The sequence below is a fragment of the Desulfovibrio psychrotolerans genome, from assembly GCF_013340305.1.
GTDB lineage: Bacteria > Desulfobacterota > Desulfovibrionia > Desulfovibrionales > Desulfovibrionaceae > Halodesulfovibrio > Halodesulfovibrio psychrotolerans.
The window spans coordinates 50494-72440 of the sequence record NZ_BLVP01000043.1 but is presented as its reverse complement, the minus strand read 5'-3'; the positions used below and the strand labels follow the sequence as shown (position 1 = coordinate 72440).

Annotated in this window: 18 protein-coding genes; 16 read left to right on the top strand and 2 right to left on the bottom strand. The window is 57.6% G+C overall.

Annotated features, from left to right (window positions below; all coding sequences use genetic code 11):
• Window positions 1–117: 117 nt before the first annotated feature.
• Complete coding sequence (locus HUV26_RS16010) at window positions 118–1440, bottom strand: M23 family metallopeptidase (RefSeq protein ID WP_174411145.1); 1323 nt, start codon at window positions 1438–1440, stop codon at window positions 118–120.
• A gap of 508 nt (window positions 1441–1948) precedes the next feature.
• On the opposite strand from HUV26_RS16010, the gene HUV26_RS16005 reads away from it, so the two are divergent.
• From HUV26_RS16005 to HUV26_RS15960, 10 genes are all read left to right on the top strand, one after another.
• Window positions 1949–3268 (top strand): DnaA ATPase domain-containing protein, encoded by a 1320-nt coding sequence (locus HUV26_RS16005; RefSeq protein WP_174411144.1) that lies wholly within the window; start codon window positions 1949–1951, stop codon window positions 3266–3268.
• A 136-nt stretch (window positions 3269–3404) separates the two neighbouring features.
• On the top strand, window positions 3405–4559 hold the full coding sequence (gene dnaN, locus HUV26_RS16000; protein ID WP_174411143.1) for a DNA polymerase III subunit beta: 1155 nt from the start codon (window positions 3405–3407) through the stop codon (window positions 4557–4559).
• A complete protein-coding gene (gene gyrB, locus HUV26_RS15995) occupies window positions 4559–6964 on the top strand; it encodes a DNA topoisomerase (ATP-hydrolyzing) subunit B (RefSeq protein ID WP_174411142.1) in 2406 nt (801 codons plus the stop codon). Before dnaN ends, gyrB begins: the two co-directional genes overlap by 1 nt.
• Window positions 6965–6977: 13 nt before the next feature.
• Entirely contained in the window at window positions 6978–9419 is a 2442-nt protein-coding gene (gene gyrA, locus HUV26_RS15990; RefSeq protein WP_174411141.1) for a DNA gyrase subunit A, read from the top strand.
• Entirely contained in the window at window positions 9420–10331 is a 912-nt protein-coding gene (locus HUV26_RS15985; protein ID WP_174411140.1) for a tetratricopeptide repeat protein, read from the top strand. It begins immediately after the preceding gene.
• Window positions 10332–10557: 226 nt separating this feature from the next.
• Window positions 10558–11058, top strand: a complete 501-nt coding sequence (gene def, locus HUV26_RS15980) for a peptide deformylase (RefSeq protein ID WP_174411139.1) — start codon at window positions 10558–10560, stop codon at window positions 11056–11058.
• Window positions 11043–12041, top strand: coding sequence for a methionyl-tRNA formyltransferase (gene fmt, locus HUV26_RS15975; protein ID WP_243451421.1), 999 nt, complete (start codon window positions 11043–11045; stop codon window positions 12039–12041). The genes def and fmt overlap by 16 nt, the downstream gene beginning before the upstream one ends.
• Window positions 12042–12134: 93 nt before the next feature.
• The gene (locus HUV26_RS15970; protein ID WP_174411138.1) at window positions 12135–13016 is read left to right on the top strand and encodes a DUF116 domain-containing protein; all 882 of its coding nucleotides are present in this window, start codon (window positions 12135–12137) and stop codon (window positions 13014–13016) included.
• Window positions 13017–13504: 488 nt separating this feature from the next.
• Entirely contained in the window at window positions 13505–14512 is a 1008-nt protein-coding gene (locus HUV26_RS15965) for an NAD-dependent epimerase (RefSeq protein WP_174411137.1), read from the top strand.
• 533 nt (window positions 14513–15045) lie between these two features.
• On the top strand, window positions 15046–15819 hold the full coding sequence (locus tag HUV26_RS15960; protein ID WP_174411136.1) for a ParA family protein: 774 nt from the start codon (window positions 15046–15048) through the stop codon (window positions 15817–15819).
• 19 nt (window positions 15820–15838) lie between these two features.
• Here the strand turns inward: HUV26_RS15960 and HUV26_RS15955 are convergent, their stop codons facing one another.
• Window positions 15839–16288, bottom strand: coding sequence for a hypothetical protein (locus HUV26_RS15955; RefSeq protein ID WP_174411135.1), 450 nt, complete (start codon window positions 16286–16288; stop codon window positions 15839–15841).
• Window positions 16289–16372: 84 nt separating this feature from the next.
• Between HUV26_RS15955 and HUV26_RS15950 the strand changes: the two genes are divergently transcribed.
• The 6 genes from HUV26_RS15950 (at window position 16373) to HUV26_RS15925 (ending at window position 21938) form a co-directional block, all read left to right on the top strand.
• Complete coding sequence (locus HUV26_RS15950; RefSeq protein WP_174411134.1) at window positions 16373–17296, top strand: ParB/RepB/Spo0J family partition protein; 924 nt, start codon at window positions 16373–16375, stop codon at window positions 17294–17296.
• Window positions 17297–17301: 5 nt separating this feature from the next.
• Window positions 17302–18333 carry a bifunctional heptose 7-phosphate kinase/heptose 1-phosphate adenyltransferase gene (locus tag HUV26_RS15945; RefSeq protein WP_174411133.1) on the top strand — a complete coding sequence of 344 codons (1032 nt, stop codon included), beginning with the start codon at window positions 17302–17304 and terminating at the stop codon, window positions 18331–18333.
• A 14-nt stretch (window positions 18334–18347) separates the two neighbouring features.
• Window positions 18348–19625: a PP2C family protein-serine/threonine phosphatase gene (locus HUV26_RS15940; protein WP_174411132.1), complete on the top strand. Its 1278-nt coding sequence runs from the start codon at window positions 18348–18350 to the stop codon at window positions 19623–19625.
• Window positions 19626–19651: 26 nt separating this feature from the next.
• Window positions 19652–19960: an STAS domain-containing protein gene (locus tag HUV26_RS15935; protein WP_243451420.1), complete on the top strand. Its 309-nt coding sequence runs from the start codon at window positions 19652–19654 to the stop codon at window positions 19958–19960.
• A gap of 222 nt (window positions 19961–20182) precedes the next feature.
• The gene (locus HUV26_RS15930; protein WP_174411131.1) at window positions 20183–20935 is read left to right on the top strand and encodes an MlaE family ABC transporter permease; all 753 of its coding nucleotides are present in this window, start codon (window positions 20183–20185) and stop codon (window positions 20933–20935) included.
• A 223-nt stretch (window positions 20936–21158) separates the two neighbouring features.
• A complete protein-coding gene (locus HUV26_RS15925; protein ID WP_174411130.1) occupies window positions 21159–21938 on the top strand; it encodes an ABC transporter ATP-binding protein in 780 nt (259 codons plus the stop codon).
• Window positions 21939–21947 lie beyond the last annotated feature (9 nt).

Below are 21947 nucleotides of genomic sequence, written 5' to 3'. Positions count from 1 at the left end.
TGCCGGGCACTTCTCACAGCATACCAAAAAGCTACCGATAAGCCTGCGCACAATTACCTATAAAAAAAGCCTGCTCCGTTACGGGGCAGGCTTTTCCATTTTTCATTTTACTTTCAGCTAATTAACGTTGTTTGGAACAGTCTCGGTTCCGGCTGCCACGGTCTCAGCGTCAAGCTTGAGCCGCATTGCCTCCACAAGTTTCGCAAACTCTTCCATCTTCTTCTTGCTCACAGGCTCGGAACGCGGGCTTATCACCTTGGTGGGATTCACATACGCACCGTTCTTCTTCATGCGAAAATCCAGGTGCGGTCCGGTTGCATATCCCGTTGCCCCCACATAGCCTATCACCTCTCCCTGCCGCACGCGCTTGCCCACCTTCATCCCTTTGGCAAAGCTGGAAAAGTGCAGATACCCGCTCTCATAGCCGTTGGTATGGCGCAGCATCACATACTTGCCTGCGGCGTGGTCGCTGGCCACCTTGGTCACGGTGCCGTCACCAATGGCCAGCACAGGTGTGCCCGTGGGGGCGGCATAATCCACACCGTGGTGCGGGCGGTAGGTCTTTAGCACCGGGTGCAGACGGCTGTGGGAAAAATTGGAAGAAATACGTGTGAACGAGAGCGGTGCCTTAAGGAAGGCCCTGCGCAGGTTGCCGCCTTCCGCGTTATAATACTGCACCACGCCGTGCTCGTCTTCCATGCGGTAGCCTTCATGTCTCGTTCCCTGGTTGGTGAACGATGCGGCAAGCACCCGTCTGTAGCCCTTGAATTCCCCGTCACGAAACCGCTTTTCCACCACGGCAGAAAAACTGTCTCCCTGCCGCAGGTCGCGGATAAAGTCCACTTCCCACCCGAAAATATCCGCCAGCGTAATGGCCAGAGCGGCATTTTCGCCTGTCTTTTCCACCGCTTCAAACAGGTTGGAGTTGATAATGCCGGAAACACTCACGGTTTCCATATCATAGTGTATATCATGCACCTGCGGCACATAGCTTTTTGAGCCATTCTCCGCGTCTGCGGCTATGTCCACCACAAGAAACTTGTCGTTATCTATCTCATATTCCCACCGGGTCAGGGCACCGTCTTCCGTATGCACCCTGTAGGGCTGTCCGGCGCGTATACGGCACAGATCAAACACAGGCTTGCAGGCTTCCGCCAGATTGTGAATATCCGAAGTACCCAGCCAATCAGAAAGAATGGTAGAAGCGGTCTGTCCGTTGTTTACCGAGGCAGCCACCACTTCCAGCAACGGTCCCTTGGGTTCCTCCGGTACAGGCGCCGCAGATTTTTCCATGGCTACCGGCTGTTCGGCGGGCACATCCGTCCCGGATCCTGAAAAACCCCATATTCCGGCAATCAATGCTGCGGCAATGCACAAACCTGCCGCCATAAGGGGTTTCTTGCCAATGCCGGAAATTCTTCTGCGGTTCAATCTGCTCATCATCTGTTCCATGCGCCGGAAAGGCGGTTAAACGGATTACTCGGTGGCATGGACCAAAAAAACGCCACATCGTAGAACTGGCCGTCGAAAAGTATATTTTCAACTACCGTATGCACTTATCAATGTTTTACTTGCAGACAGAAGGTTCTGCCGTTTCCTCTGGCGAAAGCATCGCCAGCCGAATGCCGGGTTGCGGCGTGTGATAAGCCGCGTTCTGCGCTACCACAGAAACAGGCAAAAGAAAACCGGCACTCTCGGTCAGGGTATCCGGCTCTGTTAAAAAAGTCTAGACTTTTTCACAAATCCATCAATCCCTTACCTGCGCCCGCTTCCGGCAATTCACGGCGTCATCGGTTCTCCGCTTGGCTTGCCAGACCTTTTCTGCTATGCATGTGAGGTTGCCGTTCTCGCTGTCCGGCCTGTGGAAAACACCGGTCGCCGCCCATCGGCTCCGCCTGTTTCTATCCGGTGTCGCTATTTTGAACCTGCTGTCATAAAAGAACGTTACGTGCTAAAAAAGGCTCTCAGAGATCATCTTTCGGCCAGCTTTCCGGAGCAGGCCCTGCGCCAGTGGTTCGACCCGCTGTCCATTGTCATGAGCAGCGTCGAAAAACGGCTGTCCATTTTTTTCCCGCACCCTTTTTTCGCCCACTGGTTCCAGCAGAACGCACAGAACATGTTCGAACATTCCCTCAGAGATTATCTGGGCGAAGGATACAGGCTCGATTATTCCACCCAGTGCGCGCAGCGCAGCCAGAACAACAGGTTCGGCTCCCTGCCCTTGCAGCGGCTGAAGAATCTCGATCTCCCCTACGGCAAGGACTTCATCTTCGACACGTTTCTCCACAACCGGAAGAACGAATTCCCGGTCCTCAGCGCGCGCGAAGTATCCAAACCCGGGTGCCTTATCCGCTATAACCCTTTTGTCCTCTGTGGTGCCAGCGGCACGGGAAAAACCCACCTGCTGCGCGCCATGGGCAATGAAATAGCCCGGCATACCGATCCCGAATATATTTTCCTCGGCACGGTGGAAGACCTTGCCGCCATCTACGGGGCGGATTATCAGGCAGATACCCACGCCGCCCGGCGGCACCTTGCCCGGCATGCCTATTTTCTTCTGGACGATATCCAGCGGTTCAAAGATTTCCCTGCGCTGCAGGAAGAGATGATTTTTCTGTTCAACATGCTGCACGATGCCGGACGCCAGATGGTCTTCACTTCGTCCGGTCCCATATCCGGATTCGAATTCATGGATCAGAAACTACGCTCCCGGCTGGAATGGGGCCTCATCGCCCAGATCAAACCGCAAGATCTGGATATCCGTGTGCGTTTTGTCATGCAGCGGCTTAAGCAGGATCGTCTGCGCCTTTCCAAAGAACAGGTTTTCATGCTCTGCCAGCGGTTCCCGGATTTCCGCCACCTGCAAGGGGTGCTCACCAAACTGGCCGCCTTCCGCGACCTCATGAGCAAAGATGTCACCGACAAAGACTTCGAGCACATCCTTGCCCATACCGACCACCGGCAGGGCAGTTCCATTACGCCCGAAACGGTCATCACCATCATAGCGGAACATTTCAGCCTTACCGCCAAAGACATCACCGGCTCAAAAAGGCACCAAAAGGTCGTTCAGGCACGCCAGCTGGCCATGTTCATATGCAGGCAACTGCTGGGCAGCTCTTACCCCTCGCTGGGTCGCCTGTTCGGAGGAAAAGACCACTCCACAGCCATGTATGCAGTTAAAAAAGTCAAAGAATTACAGGAAAGTAACAAAGATACGAAACTTTTAGTGACCGAGCTGAAGAAAAAGTGCCTTACCAGAGACGGATAAGCCGCACCCATAAAGTTACGCATTTTGCGTTCCTAAAATGCTTCCAATTTGTCACCACATTTTTAAAACAATATCAGCAACATACCTTCACTAGCAACAAAGGCACACCCTATACTGCTACTACAAGGAGATCATTATGAATTTAAGAGTATTTAAAGAAGACGTCATCGACGGTCTCCAGAAAGCCGCAAGCATCATCCCTGCCAAGACAGGTGCCGCCTATCTGCGGTCTCTATGGCTTAAAGCCGAAGAGGGTGCTCTCCATGTCCTCTCCACAGACTCCAACATAGAATTCCGGGGACGTTATCCCGGCGAAGTCTCCGAAAACGGTCTCGTGGGTGTTCAGGGCAGGGCCTTCGTTGATCTTCTTCGCAAGCTCCCTTCCGGCGAAATCACCCTCCGGCTGGATACAGCCACAGGCAACCTCATGATCGAGCAGGGCAGAAGAAAATATAAACTGCCCGTGAACGATACCAGCTGGTTCCAGAACTTCTCGGACTTTCCGGAAGAAGGCTCCGTCTACTGGTCAGGCGACTTTGTTCAGGAACTCATCGACAAGCTCGCCTACTGCATTTCCGATGAAGACTCCATGGAAGCCATTGCCTGCCTGAGCATGAAGCCCATGCCCGACGGCACCATAGAAGCCTGCGGTCTGAACGGTCATCAGTTTTCCATGCAGCGGTTCATGAACGATGAACTGCACGCACTGCTGCCGCAGGAAGGCATGCTGGTACAGAAAAAATATCTCGGCGAGCTTAAGAAGTGGCTCGGTGGCGACGAGATTGAGCTGAACATGAGCAACAAGCGGCTCTTCTTCCGCCGTGGCGACAAGCGCGAAACCTTCAGCCTGCCGCTTTCCTACTACCAGTACCCGGAATACAACAATTTCCTCTCCAAGCTCACTGCTCCGGACGTGGCAACGCTTGATGTGGACCGCAGGGAGATGATAGATGCCCTTGACCGCCTGAACATCTTCAACACGGAAAACAACCGCTGCACCTATTTTACCTTCAACGGGGGAGATGTCGAACTTTCGTCGCAGGGACAGGAAGTAGGCACCGCCAACGAAGCTCTGGAAGCGCAGTACAAGGGCGAAATCAAGCGCATCGCGTTCCCCACGCGCAACCTGATCGAAATTCTCAACCACTACCAGTCCGAAACCCTGCGTTTCCTGCTCACCGGAACGGAAGGCCCGTGCGGCCTGCAGGGTAAAGATGACCCCGAATACACGGTCATCATCATGCCCATGAAGATAGTGGAAGAGACGTACTACAGCGAGGAAGAAGTTTAATGACCAGCGCTGCAAGCAAACAGCAGTACACTGCGGACAGCATAACCGTTCTTGAGGGGCTTTCCGCTGTCCGCAAGCGCCCCGCCATGTATATCGGCAGCACAGACGTGCGCGGCCTGCACCATCTTGTCTACGAGGTGGTGGATAACTCCATCGACGAGGCCATGGCAGGCTTCTGCGACCGCATCACGATCAAGATCCATCTGGATAACAGCGTCACCGTGCGTGATAACGGCCGTGGCATTCCCGTGGACATCCACCCCAAGGAAGGTCGTCCCGCTGTAGAAGTGGTCATGACCGTGCTGCACGCCGGCGGCAAGTTCGACAGCGACACCTATAAGGTATCCGGGGGTCTGCACGGCGTGGGCGTTTCCTGCGTGAACGCCCTGTCCGAATATCTGGAAGTCACCATAGACCGCGACGGCTACCGCTATCATCAGCGCTATGAACGCGGTGTTCCGGTCAAGGGCGTGGAAACCCTGTGCGAAAGCGACAGACGCGGCACTACCGTACGTTTCCGTCCGGATGAAGAGATATTCGAAACTAACCAGTTCATCTACGATGTGCTTAAAAAGCGCTTTGAAGAACTGTCCTATCTCAATTCCGGCCTGACCATAGAATTCACCGACGAGCGCAGCGGCGATTCCGAAACCTTCTTCGCAGAAGGCGGCATCAAGCAGTTCGTGCGTGATCTCAATTCCGGTGAGGGCGGCATTCACGCCATCATTTACGGCAGCGGCAGCGGCACCGGAGATCAGGAAAACATCTTTGTGGAATACGCCATCCAGTATAACGCCGGATACAAAGAAAACTTCCTCACCTTTGCCAACAACATCCGCACCAAAGAAGGCGGCACCCATCTTCAGGGATTCAAAACCGCGCTCACCCGGGCCATAAATACCTACATTCAGGCCTCAGACCTGCCCAAGAAGCTTAAGATCAAGCTTTCGGGCGATGATGTGCGCGAAGGACTCACCGGCGTCATAAGCGTCAAGATTCCCCAGCCCCAGTTTGAAGGGCAGACCAAGACCAAGCTCGGCAACAGCGAAGTGGCAGGCCTTGTGGCCACCCTGTGCTACGATCACCTCATGACCTTCTTCGGCGAGAATCCCAAGGACGCCAAGATGGTCATCGAAAAGGCGGTTGATGCCGCCCGTGCCCGTGATGCCGCCCGCAAGGCAAAAGAACTTGTCCGCCGCAAGGGCGCGCTGGGCGATAATTCTCTTCCCGGCAAGCTGGCGGACTGCCAGTCCAAAGACCCTGGCGAATCCGAACTTTACATCGTGGAAGGTGATTCCGCAGGCGGTTCCGCCAAGCAGGGCCGCAATCCTTCCACACAGGCCATTCTTCCCCTGCGCGGCAAGATTCTGAACGTGGAGCGTACCCGTTTCGACAAGATGCTTGCCAACAAGGAAGTAAAGGCCCTCATCACCGCCATGGGCGCGGGAGTAGGGGAAGAAGATACGGATTACGAAAAGCTGCGCTACCACAAGATCGTCATCATGACAGACGCCGACGTGGACGGCGCGCACATCCGCACGCTGCTCCTCACGTTCTTCTTCCGTCAGTATCCCGGATTGATAGACCGGGGGCACCTGTATATTGCCCAGCCGCCTCTGTACCGGGCGCATTCTTCCAAGTTCGAAAAGTTCATCAAGGACGATGCGGAACTCAACGCCTTCCTCATGAACCGCATAGCGGACGATATTGTCCTGCATGGGAACAACGGTGTCACCTCCACTGGCGAACAGCTCAAGCAGTTGCTCAAGGTCATAGAGAATATCCAGAACAAGGTGGCAGAGGTGGACAACATCAACGTCAGCCGCGATCTGTTCCTCACCCTGCTGGATTATCCCGTGCGCCTGTTCCCGGAAAACTTTGAGGAAGAGCGGCTCAACGGTTTCGGCAGCTTCCTTTCAGAGCGCGGCTATGACGTGCGCACTGAGGAAGAAGTGGACGAGGTGGAACGCCGCGTATGGCTGGTCTTTGAAGACCAGAACGGCAGCCGCACCCGCATTGGCAACGAATTCTTCAATTCCAAGCTCTACAAGCAGCCCTTCATCGCCATGGACGACATCCGCAAGATGTTCGGCGGGCTGGAATTTACTGCCGTGCGTAAGGATGCGCAGGTGCAGTTGCCCACCATCTTCAGCGTGCTTGAGCATGTATTGCTGGAAGCCCGCAAGGGCATCAGCGTACAGCGTTACAAAGGTCTGGGTGAAATGAACCCGGAACAGCTGTGGGTAACCACCATGAACCCGGAAAACCGCGTCTTCCTGCAGGTAACCGTGGACGATGCGCAGGAAGCCAACGACATATTCGAGCAGCTCATGGGTGACAGGGTGGAACCCCGCCGCGAATTCATAGAGCGTAACGCCCTGAGTGTGCAGGATCTGGATATTTAACGCGAGGCTGAACGTGTCCAATCAAATAAGCATAGAAAAGGAACTCAAGAAGTCATATCTTGAGTATTCTCTGAGTGTTATCATAGGTCGCGCCATTCCGGACGTACGCGACGGGCTCAAGCCCGTGCACAGGCGCATACTGTTTGCCCAGCATGAACTCGGCAACGGCTGGAACCGGGCGCCAAAAAAATCCGCCCGCGTGGTCGGTGACGTCATCGGTAAATATCACCCCCATGGTGATTCCGCCGTGTACGATGCCATTGTCCGCATGGCCCAGCCCTTTTCCATGCGCGACCTGCTCGTGGACGGTCAGGGTAACTTCGGTTCCATAGACGGCGACGCCGCGGCAGCCATGCGTTACACGGAAGTACGCATGTCCCGCCTCGCAGGGGAATTCCTCAGCGATATCGACAAAGAAACCGTCGAATTCAAAGCCAACTACGACAACACGCTCCTGGAACCTTCGGTTCTGCCCACCAAGGTGCCCAACCTGCTGCTTAACGGCTCGTCCGGTATTGCGGTGGGCATGGCCACCAATATTCCGCCCCACAATCTGGGCGAACTGGTGGACGCTCTTCTGGTCCTTCTGGACGACCGCGACTGCAGCATTGAAGAGCTTATGCGTCACGTCAAGGGACCGGATTTCCCCACCGGCGGTATTTGCTACGCCGGGCAGGGACTGCGCGATGCGTATACCACCGGACGCGGCACCGTGAAGATACGCGGCAAGGTGGAGGTGGAGGAACGCAAAAAGGGCTTCCAGTCCATTGTCATCCGCGAGATTCCTTACGCCCTGAACAAGGCCAGCCTTGTGGAAAAGATCGCGGCGCTGGTCAATGACCGCAAGATAGACGGCGTAACCGACCTGCGCGACGAATCAGACCGCAAGGGCATCCGCGTGGTCATAGACCTTAAGCGCGGAACCATACCGGATATCGTCATCAACGCCCTGTACAAGTATACGCCGCTGGAAAGTTCCTTCGGCATTAATATGCTTGCCGTTGTGGGCAACCGCCCGCAGACGCTTACCCTCAAGAGTGCCCTGTCCTACTTCATCGATCACCGCCGCGAGGTCATCATACGGCGCACCCGCTACGACCTGCGTAAGGCCGAAGCCCGTGCCCATATTCTGGAAGGCCTGCGCATCGCACTGGATAATATCGATGAGGTAGTGCGCATCATCCGTGCATCCGGCACCCCGCAGGACGCACGGGACGGTCTCATGGACCGGTTCGGTCTTTCCGAAATTCAGGCTCAGGCCATTCTGGATATGCGCCTGCAACGCCTCACCAACCTTGAGCACGAAAAACTGGTGGACGAGTACACAGAACTGCTCAAGCAGATCACGTGGCTCAATTCCATTCTGGATAACAGAGACGTGCTGCAGGGCGTTATCCGCGATGAACTCACGGAACTTAAGTCCATGTTCGCCACCCAGCGCCGCACGGACATAGAGGCGGAACTGGACGGCATAGACATAGAAGACCTCATCCCGGATGAAGACGTGGTTATCACCCTTTCCCGCCGTGGCTACATCAAGCGCACCACGCTGGAATCCTACCGGGCTCAGAAGAGGGGAGGGAAGGGTATTGCCGGACTGCACACCGGCGACGGCGACTTCGTGCAGGACTTCCTTACCACCACCAACCATCAGTTCCTGCTGCTCTTCACCAACAAGGGCCGCATGTTCCAGCTCAAGGTCTACCAGGTGCCGGAGGGCGGCCGCACGGCCCGTGGCATGCACATCGCAAACCTGCTTCCGCTGGAAGAGAGCGAATTTGTTACCACCGTGCTCTCTGTGCGTGCCTTTGACGAAGACAAGTACTTCCTCTTCGCCACCAAGCGCGGCATGGTCAAACGGTCCAGCGCAGACCTCTACGGCAAGGCACGCCGCACAGGCATCATTGCCGTGGGCATGCGTGAAGATGACGAACTCATCATGGTGCGCGAGGTAAACGAACACTGCCATGTGGTGCTCACCACGCAGGACGGCATAGCCATCCGCTTCCATTGCAACGATGTGCGTCCCATGGGCCGTGGTGCCACGGGTGTAAAGGGCATTGCCCTGCGCAGCAATGATGAGGTAGTGGCCTGCGTCACTCTGGCGCAGGATACGACCAACGAGATTATGACCGTTTCTCAGGGCGGTTACGGCAAACGTACCCGGCTTGAGCTGTACCGTGTCCAGTCTCGTGGCGGCAAGGGCATCATCAACTTCAAGGTCACGCCCAAAACCGGCCCCGTGCTTGGTGCCATTCCTGTGCAGCTGGAGGATGAGCTCATCCTTCTTACCTCAGACAACAAGATCATCCGCATGAACATCAGCGAAGTCCGCAGCGTCGGCCGTGCAACGCAGGGCGTGCGGCTGGTTGCCCTCAACGAGGGCGGCAGCGTTGTCGGGTTCGACCGTGTCCAGGAACGCGATGTGATACTGATACAGGACGAACAGGAATAGATGACCCGCGCAACCGTTCTGGTACTGGTGCTTATAATCATCCTCGCCTCCGGCTGCTCCGGCATGCCGGAGGCCGAGGATGATCTTGCACAGGCCCGCAGGGCCTATGTTGATAGGCAGTATCTGGAAGCCGAACGCCTCTACGAGCGCTATCTCAAAGCCCATCAGGACGGAGAAGCGCGCTGGGAGGTCTGGAACCGCCTTGTGGAAATGGCCCTTGCCGTGCGCAACAATCCGCACGATGCCATCGACCTTCTGGAAGCCATGTATCTGGAATACGCCGATGATGAAGACAAGGCCCGGTCCATTCTCCACCGCCTCGGAACCCTTGCCATGGAAAACCGCGTGCTCGACAAGGCAGTGGAGGTCTGGCAACGGCTCCTCACCGCCCCGGATACCACTTCTCTCGACCATGCCGTTGCCTACCGCAACATAGGTGAAGCCTATATTGCCACCGGCGACTACGACCTTGCACTGGATGCCTTGCGTTCCTGTGTGGAGACCGATGCCCCGCCCGCGGAACATGCCCTGTGTCTGTACGGGCTCGCTCAGACGCATTTCTTTCTGGAAAACTACGACAAGGCCGAATCCATGCTGGAAGGGGTGCTCGCATCTTCCGGCATAGAGCAGGACCTGCGCATGATCGCCACCCTCCTGCTTGCAGATGTCTTCGACCATCTGGATATGCCCGAAAAGGCTGTTTCATTATTGCAGGGCATCCGCGATGAATACCCCAATCCCATGGTGGTGGAAAAGCGGCTGGAATATCTTGGGCAGCGCCTAGGGGTGGTTGTCAAACGGACTGCGCCGGTAAAGGATTCGGATATTGAACGCAACGACCCGATTCTGGAAACGGAACAGCAGCACGTGCCGGAATCCTCCAAGGATAATGATCCCTATTCCGGCATCTGAGCCACTGCGTCTCCGGGCGGCTTCGTTCTCCGGCACTGTTCGGTGTACGCTTCGCAGTGTCCCCCGTATCCCGCTGTCCCGTTCAGCAAAGGCATCCTGCGGGCCCAAAGCCCTGAGCCTTTCCCCTTTTCATATCCCCGCAAAGTGCTTATGTTCTCCGCACGCAGGGGAAAACAGCGCGTTTTCCCTCAATTTTCGTTGTTTTCAATCTATTTGGTGATGAAACATGATTCGTGAGATTCTGAAATACCCGGATGCCCGCCTTGCCGTTGAATGCACAGAGGTATGCGAGATTACGGAAGAAATACGCCAGCTTGCCGAAGACATGGCCGAAACCATGTACAAGGAAGAGGGCATAGGTCTTGCCGCCCCGCAGGTCGGCGAGCACTGCCGCCTTATTGTGGTGGATGTTACCGGCCCGGAAGAGCGCAAGGGACTGATGAAGCTGGTTAATCCCCGCCTCGTCAACCACGAGGGCGAAGTGGAAACCGAAGAAGGCTGCCTCTCCGTTCTCAATTACCGCTCCAAGGTCAAACGCGCCGAAAAGGTTCGCCTCCTTGCCAAAGATGTCGACGGCAAGGAAGTCTGCATGGATGCGGACGGCCTTCTCGCCATCTGCCTGCAGCATGAAATCGACCACCTGGACGGCACCCTGTTCATCGACAAGATCAGCCGCCTCAAGCGCACCATGTACGACGGCAAGGTCAAAAAATGGCTCAGGAAATAGCGGGAGGCTCTGCACCTATGCGCGCCGTGTACATGGGAACACCGGAATTTGCCGCCACCATCCTGCGGCATGTGGCAGAGTGGGGCGGCTGCGAAATCGTGGGCGTCTACACCCAGCCGGACCGCCCCTGCGGACGCGGCCAAACCTGCAAGCTTTCCGAAGTCAAGGAATTGGCGCTGGAGCTTGGCCTGCCCGTGTACCAGCCCGTCAATTTCCGCAATCCCGACGATGTGGAGCAGCTGCGCGCCTTAAGGCCCGATGTGCTCCTCGTCGCCGCCTACGGCCTCATTCTTCCGCCCGCTGTCCTGAACATTCCCGTGCACGGCGCCATAAACGTCCATGCGTCTCTCCTGCCTCGGTACCGTGGTGCCGCCCCCATCCAGCGGGCTATCATGAACGGTGACCCCGTTACCGGCATTTCCATCATGCAGATGGAGCAGGGGCTGGATACCGGCCCCGTCCTCCTGCAGAAGGCCCTTGCCATCGGCATTTTCGACACCGCAGGCACCCTTCATGACCAGCTTGCCGACCTTGGCGGCCGTATGCTTGTTCAGGCACTGGAACTGCTCCCCGTTGGCGGCCTGCGCCCCAAACCGCAGGACAATGCCCTGGCCACCCACGCCCCCAAGCTCACCAAACCGGAAGGCGTTGTGGATTGGAACCAGTCCGCCATTTCCGTGCATGCGCGCATCCGTGGCGTAACGCCGTGGCCCGGTGCCTATTTCATGATGCACAGGGCAGGGCACAAGCCTGTCCGCGTGTCCATTGAACCCGGCGAAATCGGCCCCGCGCTGGAAGGCACCCCCGCTCCCGGCACGGTGCTCGGCCTCGTGGACGACAAGCTGGCCATCGCCACCCGCGACAGGGTGTACTATATTTCGACCCTGCGTCCCGCCAGCAAAAAGCCCATGTCCGCAGCAGCCTTTCATTGCGGCTACCTGTGCGCCTGCGAAGAGGCCACCTGCTCCGGCGAAGGATTGTAGGCATGCGCTTGCGGCACCCCCCGATGCATTCCCCTGCCGGATACGTCTCCGCTGCCGCTGCACTCTCTCAGGAAGCATAGCCCGGAACCATTTATGGATACCTCACCCAACAGCGCTTCCGGCACTCCATCTCAGGGCCCTGCCACCCCCCGCGCGGCAGAGGCAGAATCCTACTACGGCGCGCGCAAACGCCTGTTCATAGGTCTTATCACCGGCACGTCTTTTCTCATCTGCACCATTCTGCTTCTCTTCTGGGTGGTTCCGTACATCGGCCTCGGCAATATCCATCCCATCCTCCCCTATGTGAGCGGGGCCTTCCTCTTTGTCCTTATTGTGGTCATTGCGTGGGCATCTCTCGGGCTTGTGCTGCATATCCTCAAGGGCAGGCCGGTGCTGGGCACACAGCGCATCCGCGGGCTCACCATCAAGCTTTTTCTGCCCCTCATGGTGCTGCTCGCCCGTTTTCTGGGCATCCCCAAAGAAAACGTGCGCCATTCCTTCATCAAGGTGAACAACGAGCTCGTCCGGTCAGAAAACGATACCTTCGCCCCGGAAGATATCCTCATCCTCACCCCCCACTGCCTGCAATCGAGCACCTGCACGCTCCGCCTGTCCTACGATGTGGACCACTGTGCCCGGTGCGGCAAATGTCCCGTAAGCATGTTGTTGCGGTTGCGCGATCATTACGGTGTTCAGTTCGCCATTGCCACGGGAGGCACCATCGCACGCCGCATTGTGGTGCAAAAACGTCCGCGCATGATCATTGCGGTTGCCTGCGAACGCGACCTCACCTCCGGCATTCAGGATACCTACCCCCTGCCTGTTTACGGCGTGCTGAACGAACGTCCCAACGGTCCCTGCCTCGATACCCTCGTGGCGGAAGAAGCCATCGAACGCGCCCTGCGCATGTTCATCGCCAACCCGCCACCGCCGGTCAATCTCAATGCCCTCATCACTCCGGCATCGCGGGACTGACCTCTCATCGTCCATCTCCTTATCCACGGTTTTTTTTCTGCCCGAATTTTCCCCCCCGATTTTTTTACCCGAATTATTCCGCTCCAAACTCTGGTTTCAGCCCTCCCGTATCCGCCGTTCTGAGCCATTTTTTCTTCTTTTCCGGCTCAATGTCCGCGCAGCGTCTCTCTTGCGCGCAAAACCCCGTTTCCAGCCCATTTCGGGCCACCTGCCTTTGTAAGACCATCGACATATTCTCAATCTGTGGTTTTTCCGCTTCCGGGAAGGGCAGGGGAGTATTCTTCCTCCATTTTCTTCGGACGCAGCACCGTTTCCCGTCCCCTGCTTTTCTGCGTCATACCGTTCCGTTTCATTCCGGCGTCATCGTTCCCGATGCTGGCATCCTGTCCCCGATGATGCTACACAGTCTTTCGCGGCACGCGGGCATCCGCTTCCGCAAGTCTTCAGCGGCACATGCCGCCCATCCTGAAAACGCAAAGGACGCATAGATGCATATTCTCGTAACCGGAGCAGCCGGGTTCATAGGATTCAGTCTTTCCCGCCGCTTTCTTGCGGAAGGGCACACCGTGGTCGGTCTGGATAATCTCAACGACTACTACAGTGTCGATCTCAAAAAAACGCGCCTCGCCATCCTGCAACAGCAACCCGGATTCTCGCACGCCTATATCGATCTTGCAGACCGGCCCGCCATGGCGGACCTGTTCGCCAAAGAGCAGTTCACCCACGTGGTCAACCTCGCTGCTCAGGCAGGCGTGCGCTACTCCATCGAAAATCCGCATTCCTATGTAGATTCCAACCTCGTGGGCTTCTGCAACGTGCTGGAAGGCTGCCGTCATAATAAGGTTCAGCATCTCGTCTATGCTTCTTCCAGTTCCGTGTACGGGCTGAACACCACCATGCCCTTCAGCGTGCATGATAACGTAGACCATCCCATCAGCCTCTATGCCGCCAGCAAAAAGGCCAATGAGCTTATGGCCCACACTTACAGCCACTTGTACCGCCTTCCCACCACGGGCCTGCGCTTCTTCACCGTTTACGGACCGTGGGGCAGGCCCGACATGGCTCTCTTCCTGTTCACCAAGGCCATACTGGAAGGCAAGCCCATAAACGTGTTCAACCACGGCAAAATGCAGCGCGATTTTACCTACATAGATGATATTGTAGAAGGCGTAATCCGCGTCACCAAGCGCACCCCGGAACCAAACCCCAACTGGTCGGGAATGTCGCCGGACCCCTGCACCAGCCCCGCCCCGTACCGCCTCTACAACATCGGCAATAACAACACCGTGGAACTCGGGCGCTTCATAGAGGTGCTGGAAGAAAAGCTGGGCAAAAAGGCCACCCGCAACATGCTGCCCATGCAACCCGGTGATGTGGCTGCCACCTATGCCAATGTGGATGATCTCATTGCAGACACAGGCTTCAAGCCTAACACGTCCATAGAAGAGGGCATCAGCCGCTTTGTGGATTGGTACCGCGAATACTACAAGGCGTAATACGCTTTGCAACATGGCTGGTGCACCTCGTCCGCATCTGCCGGTTCCGGGCCTGCCTGCCCTTTTTCCGCCTGCTCACACCACAAACTGCCCTGCCCTATCGTAACGAGATAGGGCAGGGCAGTTTTTCGTCGTGTCCTTATCAGGCTCTCATGGTGTTTCCATACGCGGCCCATCTGTAGCCGTATCGGTTGCCGCAGGCACACCTATCCTGTCAGGAAAACGTAATACAAATCGACTTCAAGTTAACGTTTGAAATGTTTCACGTGAAACATGAGGTCTTCCCGTCAGGAAAACGCAAAAAACTCATAAAAAAGTTTTTGCCGTGCATCCACCGCTCAGCCCTTACCTGTAAAGGGTTTTCTGCAAAACCTCACTGCATCGGTCACCCGCCCCTGGTTGACACAACCGGGACCATTATCTAGCACAAACAGGTACAATCGTTTTGACGTGTTTTCCGGCAGAATGAAATCCGGCGTTCATGTTTCACATGAAACAGGTGTGCACCCCCAAACGTTAACAACGAGGTCGATGTGGCCAGAATCATCGCTGTAGCCAACCAGAAGGGCGGGGTGGGAAAAACCACCACCTCCATCAACCTTGCGGCGGCGCTTGCCGTAATGGAAAAACGCGTACTGGTCGTAGACTGCGACCCGCAGGCAAACTGCACCAGCGGTCTCGGGCTTGATCAGGAAACCATGCCCAACAACCTGTACAGCACCTTTTTCCAGCCGGAAGAAGCGCTGGAAGCGGTGTACGAAACCCACACCCCCTTTCTTTCCATTCTTCCGTCCACCACAGACCTCGTTGCCATAGAGCTTGAGCTGGTGGATAAGATGGGGCGTGAATACTACCTGCAAGAAGTGCTGGCAGGGCTGGAATCGCGGTTCGATTACATCATTCTGGACTGCCCGCCCTCGCTGGGACTCATCACGCTAAACGCCCTGTGCGCAGCGCGTGAGCTTCTGGTGCCCCTGCAATGCGAATTTTTTGCGCTGGAAGGTATCGTCAAGCTGCTGCAAACCTTCGAGCAGGTACGCAAGCGGCTTAATCCGGGCCTTAATCTGCTGGGCGTGGTGCTCACCATGTATGATGTGCGCAACAGGCTCTCGCGGCAGGTAAAGAACGAGGTGCGCAAGTGCTTCCCGGACCACCTTTTCGAAACCGTGGTTCCGCGCAATGTGCGCCTGTCAGAGGCACCCAGCTTCGGCAAATCCATCATCCATTATGATATAAAATCAAAAGGCGCGGAGTCCTATCTGGCACTGGCTAAAGAAGTCGTGCTCAGAAGACCGCCGCGCCCCTAGGGCATGTGTTAAGTTACGGCTATTCCACCAGCGTGCCGCAGGAACCCGTGCTGTCGCCCTGTTGGGGAGTGGCTTCAAAACAGATATGGTCCTTGAAGTGTTTTTTGCGCACCGTGGCGTTGCACTGCTTGCAATGGAACACGCACAGCCCGCTCAGGCTGGCGTTCTTAAGGTGAAAAGGCTTTTCCGGGTCGTGCTCCCAATCCTCGGAAACCGCGCCGCAGACCTTGCACTCCACACGGGCGTTGAAAGGATACTTGAAATCCCAGTAGTCCTTAAAGGTCTGCCAGTCCTCCAAAGGTTCGGGCTTCTGGCTGGCAAGGGCGGGATACATGGCATCCAGCGCACCTTCAAGAATGGGACCTATCTTGCGTCCCACCGTTTCCCATATCTGCGGGCTGAGAAGAATGCCGTACAATGAGCCGTCCTTGCTGTAGAGCGGGACAACATGAGAATCTTTTTCGGACATAATGCCTCCGTTTGCGCTGCCTCGGCAGGTGTGTCGTAGAGCAGTAGACTTAGGGCGAACAGACAGAATGTCAAGGAGTTATACATGGCAGGAGCACCAAGGGGACTCGGCAGGGGGCTGGACGCCCTGTTCAAGGGAAAGGAAGAAACCACCGCAGAACAGCAGGCACCCAACATGCTGCCGCTGCGCATGCTGAGACCCAACCCCAACCAGCCGCGCAAGGAGTTCGCACAAGAGGCGTTAGAAGAACTCGCCGCGTCCATCAAGGCGCAGGGCGTGCTGCAACCGTTGCTGGTGCGCCCCCTGCAGGACGCGGAAGGAAGCTTCTACGAAATAGTGGCGGGCGAACGCCGCTGGCGTGCCAGCCGTCTTGCGGGGCTGCGCGAGGTGCCGGTCATCGTGCGCGAAATGACCGACATGGAAACCCTTGCCGTAGGTCTTATAGAAAACCTGCAACGCGAGGACTTAAACCCCATGGAAGAGGCATTGGGCATGCAGGAGCTGAAAGATAAGTTCAGCCTCTCGCAGGAAGATATGTCTCAAAGGCTGGGCAAAAGCCGCTCCGCCATCGCCAATACCCTGCGTCTTCTGCAACTGCCGCAAAACGCGCGTGATATGCTGCAAAAGGGCACCATCAGCGCGGGGCACGCCCGTGCCCTGCTGGCAGTGGATGAAGCGGTTCGCCCGGACATGCTGGAACGCATGGTGGCAGATATGCTCACCGTGCGCGAGGCAGAAGCCATGGCAAAATACTGGAAGTCGCACGGAGAACTGCCCTCTGCCCCTGTGGCGGAGCAGGCGGAGCCTCAGCAGGGCAGGGGCGGTGCGCGCCCGGTGTCCGAGCTGCCGCCCCTGCTGCGCAGCGTGCAGGGCAGGCTGGGCGATGCACTCCCTGTGCGGGTTTCCGTGAGCGGGTCAGAGGATAAGGGCAAGGTCACGCTGTCGTTCTCCAGCCGCGAGCAGCTCACGGCGTTGCTGAACAGGCTTGGTGTGCAGGTGGAAGGGTAGGCGGCATGCAGGAACAGGAAAAGCGCATACTTCCGCAAACACTTGCCGGTCTGGTCCCCGGTCTTGCGGGCAAAAAGGTGCTCCTCGTGGGCGATGTCATGCTGGATGAATACCTCACCGGCGATGCAGAGCGCATTTCTCCGGAAGCGCCTGTCCCGGTGGTCCGCGTTTTCGGTGAACGGCACGTGCTGGGCGGTGCGGGCAACGTGGCACGCAACCTGTGCAGTCTGGGCGGCATACCCCACGTCGTCTGCGTAACCGGCACGGGCAACGGCGCGGAGCGCATGGATTCCCTGCTGGATAAGGAGGGCATAGAGCGTTCCTTCGTGCGCATCGCGGGCAGAAAGACCACGTGCAAAACCCGCGTCATCGCAGGCAGGCAGCAGATGCTGCGCATAGACAGGGAAGATACGTCGCCCATCGGCGCCGATGCGCTGGATGAATTGCTGGACCATGTGGCGCGCCATCTGGAGGCGCACGATGTGCTCATCGTGTCCGATTACGGCAAAGGCGTGGTCTCGCAAGCCTTCATGGAGCGGCTCACCGCCCTGCGCGATGCCTCGTCCGCAAAGCCGCTCATCCTTGTAGACCCCAAAACGCCGAACTTCCGGTGGTACAAGCGGGTCTTTATGCTCACGCCCAATGCCAAGGAAACAAGCGAGGGCGCCAACCTGCCCGTCGGGACGCGGGAAGAAATCGTGGCAGCAGGGCAGGCCATCTTCGATTCATTGCACTGCGAACGCCTGCTTACCACTCTTGGGCCCCGCGGCATGGCTCTTTTCGAGAACAGGCAGACGGTCTGGCATATCCCCACCATGGCGCAGGAGGTGTTCGATGTCACCGGCGCGGGCGATACCGTCATCGCCACGGCGTCCCTGTCGCTGGCGGCGGGGCACAGCCTGCTGGAATCGTGCATGCTGGCAAACTGCGCAGCCGGTATAGTGGTAGGGCATGTGGGGGCCGCCACGGTCACGCCCGCCGTGCTCACCAAGGCCATTTTGCAGGGCATGGTGCCTGTGGTGGAACGTTGGCTCTAGGCCGGGGGAAAATGATGGCACAAGATCACTCCGTGCAGCAACGGCAGGGCAGCCGGCTACGCAAACTCATTGAGGCCAACCAGATGTTGGCACAGGTGGAATCGCTGCCGGAACTCCTGCCCCGCCTGCTGGAACTGGCGCAGGATGTGACGGATGCGGTAGCCTCGTCCATCCTGCTGTATGACGTGCAGCGCCAATGCCTGCGGTTCGCCCTTGCCCGTAACGATACCCCCGGCATTGCAGAGCGCATCCTCACCTGCGATTTCGAGCTGTGCCAGGGCGAAGGCATCGCGGGCACTGTGGCGCAGACGCGCAAACCCCTGCTCTGCGGGGAAGACGACCCCCGCATACGGCGCGATGCAGATGCCGTGACAGGCTTTCGCACACGCAGCGTGCTCTGTGTGCCCATCCTGTACAAGGAAGAACTGCTGGGCGTGGCGCAGGTGCTCAATCCTCGTCAGGGTGGCATGTTCACCCCGGAAGATCTGGACATACTCGAAAGCTTTGCCCACCTTGCCGGAGTCGCGCTGGTGCGCTCCCGCCTGCTGGAAGCCCTTCTGGAGCAGGAGCGGATGAATACCCAGCTTCAGGCCGCCGCGCGCATTCAGGAAGCCTTTCAGCCGCGCCTGCCCGACATGGCAGAGAGCCACATATGGGCGTGCAGCCATCCCGCCATACACGTGGGCGGCGACATGTACGACTGTATCATCCTGCCGGACGGGCGCATGGTGGCTTATATTGCAGACGTGGCTGGCAAGGGGCTGGGCGCGGCGCTGGTGGGGGCTGCGGTCTGGTCGCGGATGCGCAGCCTTGCGCTGGAAGGACTAAATCCGTCTATCATTCTGAAAAGAATGAACGAAATGCTTCTTAATGATATGGAAAACGCTCTCTTCGTCACGCTGTGTGTTGCGGTGTATGATAAACGCAGCCACACCGCACAGCTTGCCAACGCCGGGCACCTCATGCCGTTGCGCATGCGGGGGGCATCGGTGGAAGAAATACCCCTGCCGCCCGGGCTTCCGCTTGGCATAGAGCCGGAAGTGTCGTATCAGGAATACTCGCTTTCCCTTTCTCCGGGTGAAGCCGTGCTCCTGATTTCCGACGGCATTACAGAAGCCCGCAACGCAGACCGCGAGATGTTCGGGGAAGAGCGTGTTGCCGACCTGCTGCGCCAAAAAGGGGCCGCTCCGTACGGAGAAGCACTCATGGAAGGTGTGCTGTTCTGGCAGCGGGGTGTGGCAGCCAACGATGACAGAACGATTCTGGAACTCTGGCGCGATAACAGGCGGTAAGCACGCACAGCACACAGGGGGCGGTTATGATGAGCACCCGGCAGATATGGAAGGCGGAACAGCAGGGCAGTGCCATCGCCCTGAGCGGCGAGATAGACTACACCGTCACCACACAGGTGCGCAGCTATTTGCTTGAACAGGCAGGGCAGGGCACGGGTGCCATGTCTCTGCATCTGGGCGAGCTGGAATATCTGGACTCTTCAGGTCTGGCAGTGCTCATCGAGTTGCGCCGTGTGCTCATGCAGGCGGGCAGAAGCCTCACGGTTACGGCTGTTTCCGCGCAGGTCCGCAAGATATTCAACCTCACGCAGGTGGGGCAGCTGTTCGGCGTCTAGCCGCCGGGATGCAGGTCGCAGCAAGGCGTTTATCATGGCAAGCATGCACGGCACATACAGCGTACGGGACGCATGCCCAAGGCCCGGTACATCAGGGTTTGCCATGCCAAAAAGCGTACATTCCGACATACATTCCGTCATACATACCGCCTTGCATTGCGGCATACATTCCGTCATGGCTTCCGCGGCGCACCCTGCCGTTCTGCTGCACAGGCGGTGCGCATGATTAAAGAACTCCACTTCCTCGCGGAGTTGATAAACAGCCTCATCGTCACCGCACCAGCCGTATTCCGGCGCTCCCGCGCCTTCTACCGCTGGCAGGAATGGAATCACCTCGCGGCCGTGGGCAGCGGGTCCGTGGGCATCGTCTCGGTCATTGCCGCCTGCACGGGCATGATTCTGGCGTTGCAGGCGGCAGGGCAGCTGGAAAAGATCGGCGCGCTCAGCTACGTGGCAAACATGGTGTCCGTCACCATCATCAAAGAGCTTGGGCCGCTCCTCACCGCCATCATTCTCGCCGGCAGGTCGGGTGCCGCCTTCTGCGCAGAACTGGCCACCATGAAGATTTCAGAAGAAATTGACGCGCTGCTGGTCATCGGCATAGACCCGGTACGTTTTCTGGTCTGGCCCAAGATCATCGCCATGGCGGTCATGCTGCCCGTGCTCACCCTCCTTGCAGACGTGGTAGGCATTGTGGCGGGCGGGCTGTTTTCCGCCATCTTCCTCGGGCTGACCCTGCGCACCTATTTTGAACAGTGTGTGAACTTTCTCACCGTGGGCGATGTGTTTTCCGGGCTGGTCAAGGCGCTGGGATTCGGCATCACAATAGCCCTTGTGTGCTGCTGGCAGGGACTCATGGCGCGGGACGGTGCGGCAGATGTGGGCAGGCGCACCACGCTTGCCGTAGTACAGTCCATCTTTCTCATCGTGCTTCTGGACTTCTTCTTCACTGCCATCAACTACACCTTCATGTAACCGGGCGGCATGAGGGAAAACCGGAAAGCGCAGCCACGCATAAGGGAACGGTCGGCGTGAATAATCCACACCCCGGGGGCTGACATTTCACGCAAGTGCGGCGATAGTCTGTATCGGGCTGCAAGCTGGAGACAGCAGGGGTGCTAGGGAAATAGGGGTACTTTGGGATACTGCAAAAACAGGGCATAGCACCACATTGGCAACACGAAACGTCGGGTAACGCATGTACGGACGCCACAGGGCACCCACCATATCAACGCAGAACCTTGCCGTGGGCTATCCCGGCAATGTGACCCTGCGCAATGCAAACATCACCCTGCCCGGCGGCAAGGTCTCCGTCATTCTCGGGGGCAGCGGCTGCGGCAAGTCCACCCTGCTGCGGCATATTCTGGGGCTGGCAACCCCCAGCGCGGGGAAGATATTCATAGAAGATGAAGACCTCTTCGCCATGAACGAGGAACGCTTTTACCGCCACAGGCGAGAGATGGGCGTCCTGTTTCAGAACGGCGCGCTGCTCGGCTCCCTCACGCTGGGAGAGAACGTCTCCCTGCCGTTGCTGGAACATACCGATCTGGATGAGGAAACCGTCCGCACCATGGTCCGGCTCAAGCTGTCACTGGTCGGGCTGGATAATTACGCGGACTACCACCCTAGCCAACTGTCCGGCGGCATGCGCAAGCGCGGCGGGCTGGCGCGGGCGCTGGTCATGGACCCCAAGGTGCTGCTGTGCGATGAACCGTCGGCAGGGCTGGACCCCATCACGGCGGCAGAGGTGGACCAACTCATCCTGGACCTGCATGACGCGCTGGGCATGACCATCGTGGTGGTTACGCACGATCTGGACAGCCTGTTCGCCATAGCCGATCATGTGGTGGTGCTGCACGGCGGCATGGTGCTGTTCGAGGGCGGCATCGAGGAACTGCGCGCAACGGATGATCTGTACATACGCCAGTTCCTGAACCGCAAACCGAATATCCGGCAGGCACCGGAATGGCTGGAATAGCATCCGGGC

Coding starts and splice junctions, on each gene's coding strand:
- HUV26_RS16010 (WP_174411145.1), bottom strand. CDS start 1,440: ATGAGCAGATTGAACCGCAGAAGAATTTCCGGCATTGGCAAGAAACCC.
- dnaN (WP_174411143.1), top strand. CDS start 3,405: ATGAATTTAAGAGTATTTAAAGAAGACGTCATCGACGGTCTCCAGAAA.
- gyrB (WP_174411142.1), top strand. CDS start 4,559: ATGACCAGCGCTGCAAGCAAACAGCAGTACACTGCGGACAGCATAACC.
- HUV26_RS15985 (WP_174411140.1), top strand. CDS start 9,420: ATGACCCGCGCAACCGTTCTGGTACTGGTGCTTATAATCATCCTCGCC.
- def (WP_174411139.1), top strand. CDS start 10,558: ATGATTCGTGAGATTCTGAAATACCCGGATGCCCGCCTTGCCGTTGAA.
- fmt (WP_243451421.1), top strand. CDS start 11,043: ATGGCTCAGGAAATAGCGGGAGGCTCTGCACCTATGCGCGCCGTGTAC.
- HUV26_RS15970 (WP_174411138.1), top strand. CDS start 12,135: ATGGATACCTCACCCAACAGCGCTTCCGGCACTCCATCTCAGGGCCCT.
- HUV26_RS15965 (WP_174411137.1), top strand. CDS start 13,505: ATGCATATTCTCGTAACCGGAGCAGCCGGGTTCATAGGATTCAGTCTT.
- HUV26_RS15955 (WP_174411135.1), bottom strand. CDS start 16,288: ATGTCCGAAAAAGATTCTCATGTTGTCCCGCTCTACAGCAAGGACGGC.
- HUV26_RS15950 (WP_174411134.1), top strand. CDS start 16,373: ATGGCAGGAGCACCAAGGGGACTCGGCAGGGGGCTGGACGCCCTGTTC.
- HUV26_RS15945 (WP_174411133.1), top strand. CDS start 17,302: ATGCAGGAACAGGAAAAGCGCATACTTCCGCAAACACTTGCCGGTCTG.
- HUV26_RS15940 (WP_174411132.1), top strand. CDS start 18,348: ATGGCACAAGATCACTCCGTGCAGCAACGGCAGGGCAGCCGGCTACGC.
- HUV26_RS15935 (WP_243451420.1), top strand. CDS start 19,652: ATGATGAGCACCCGGCAGATATGGAAGGCGGAACAGCAGGGCAGTGCC.
- HUV26_RS15930 (WP_174411131.1), top strand. CDS start 20,183: ATGATTAAAGAACTCCACTTCCTCGCGGAGTTGATAAACAGCCTCATC.
- HUV26_RS15925 (WP_174411130.1), top strand. CDS start 21,159: ATGTACGGACGCCACAGGGCACCCACCATATCAACGCAGAACCTTGCC.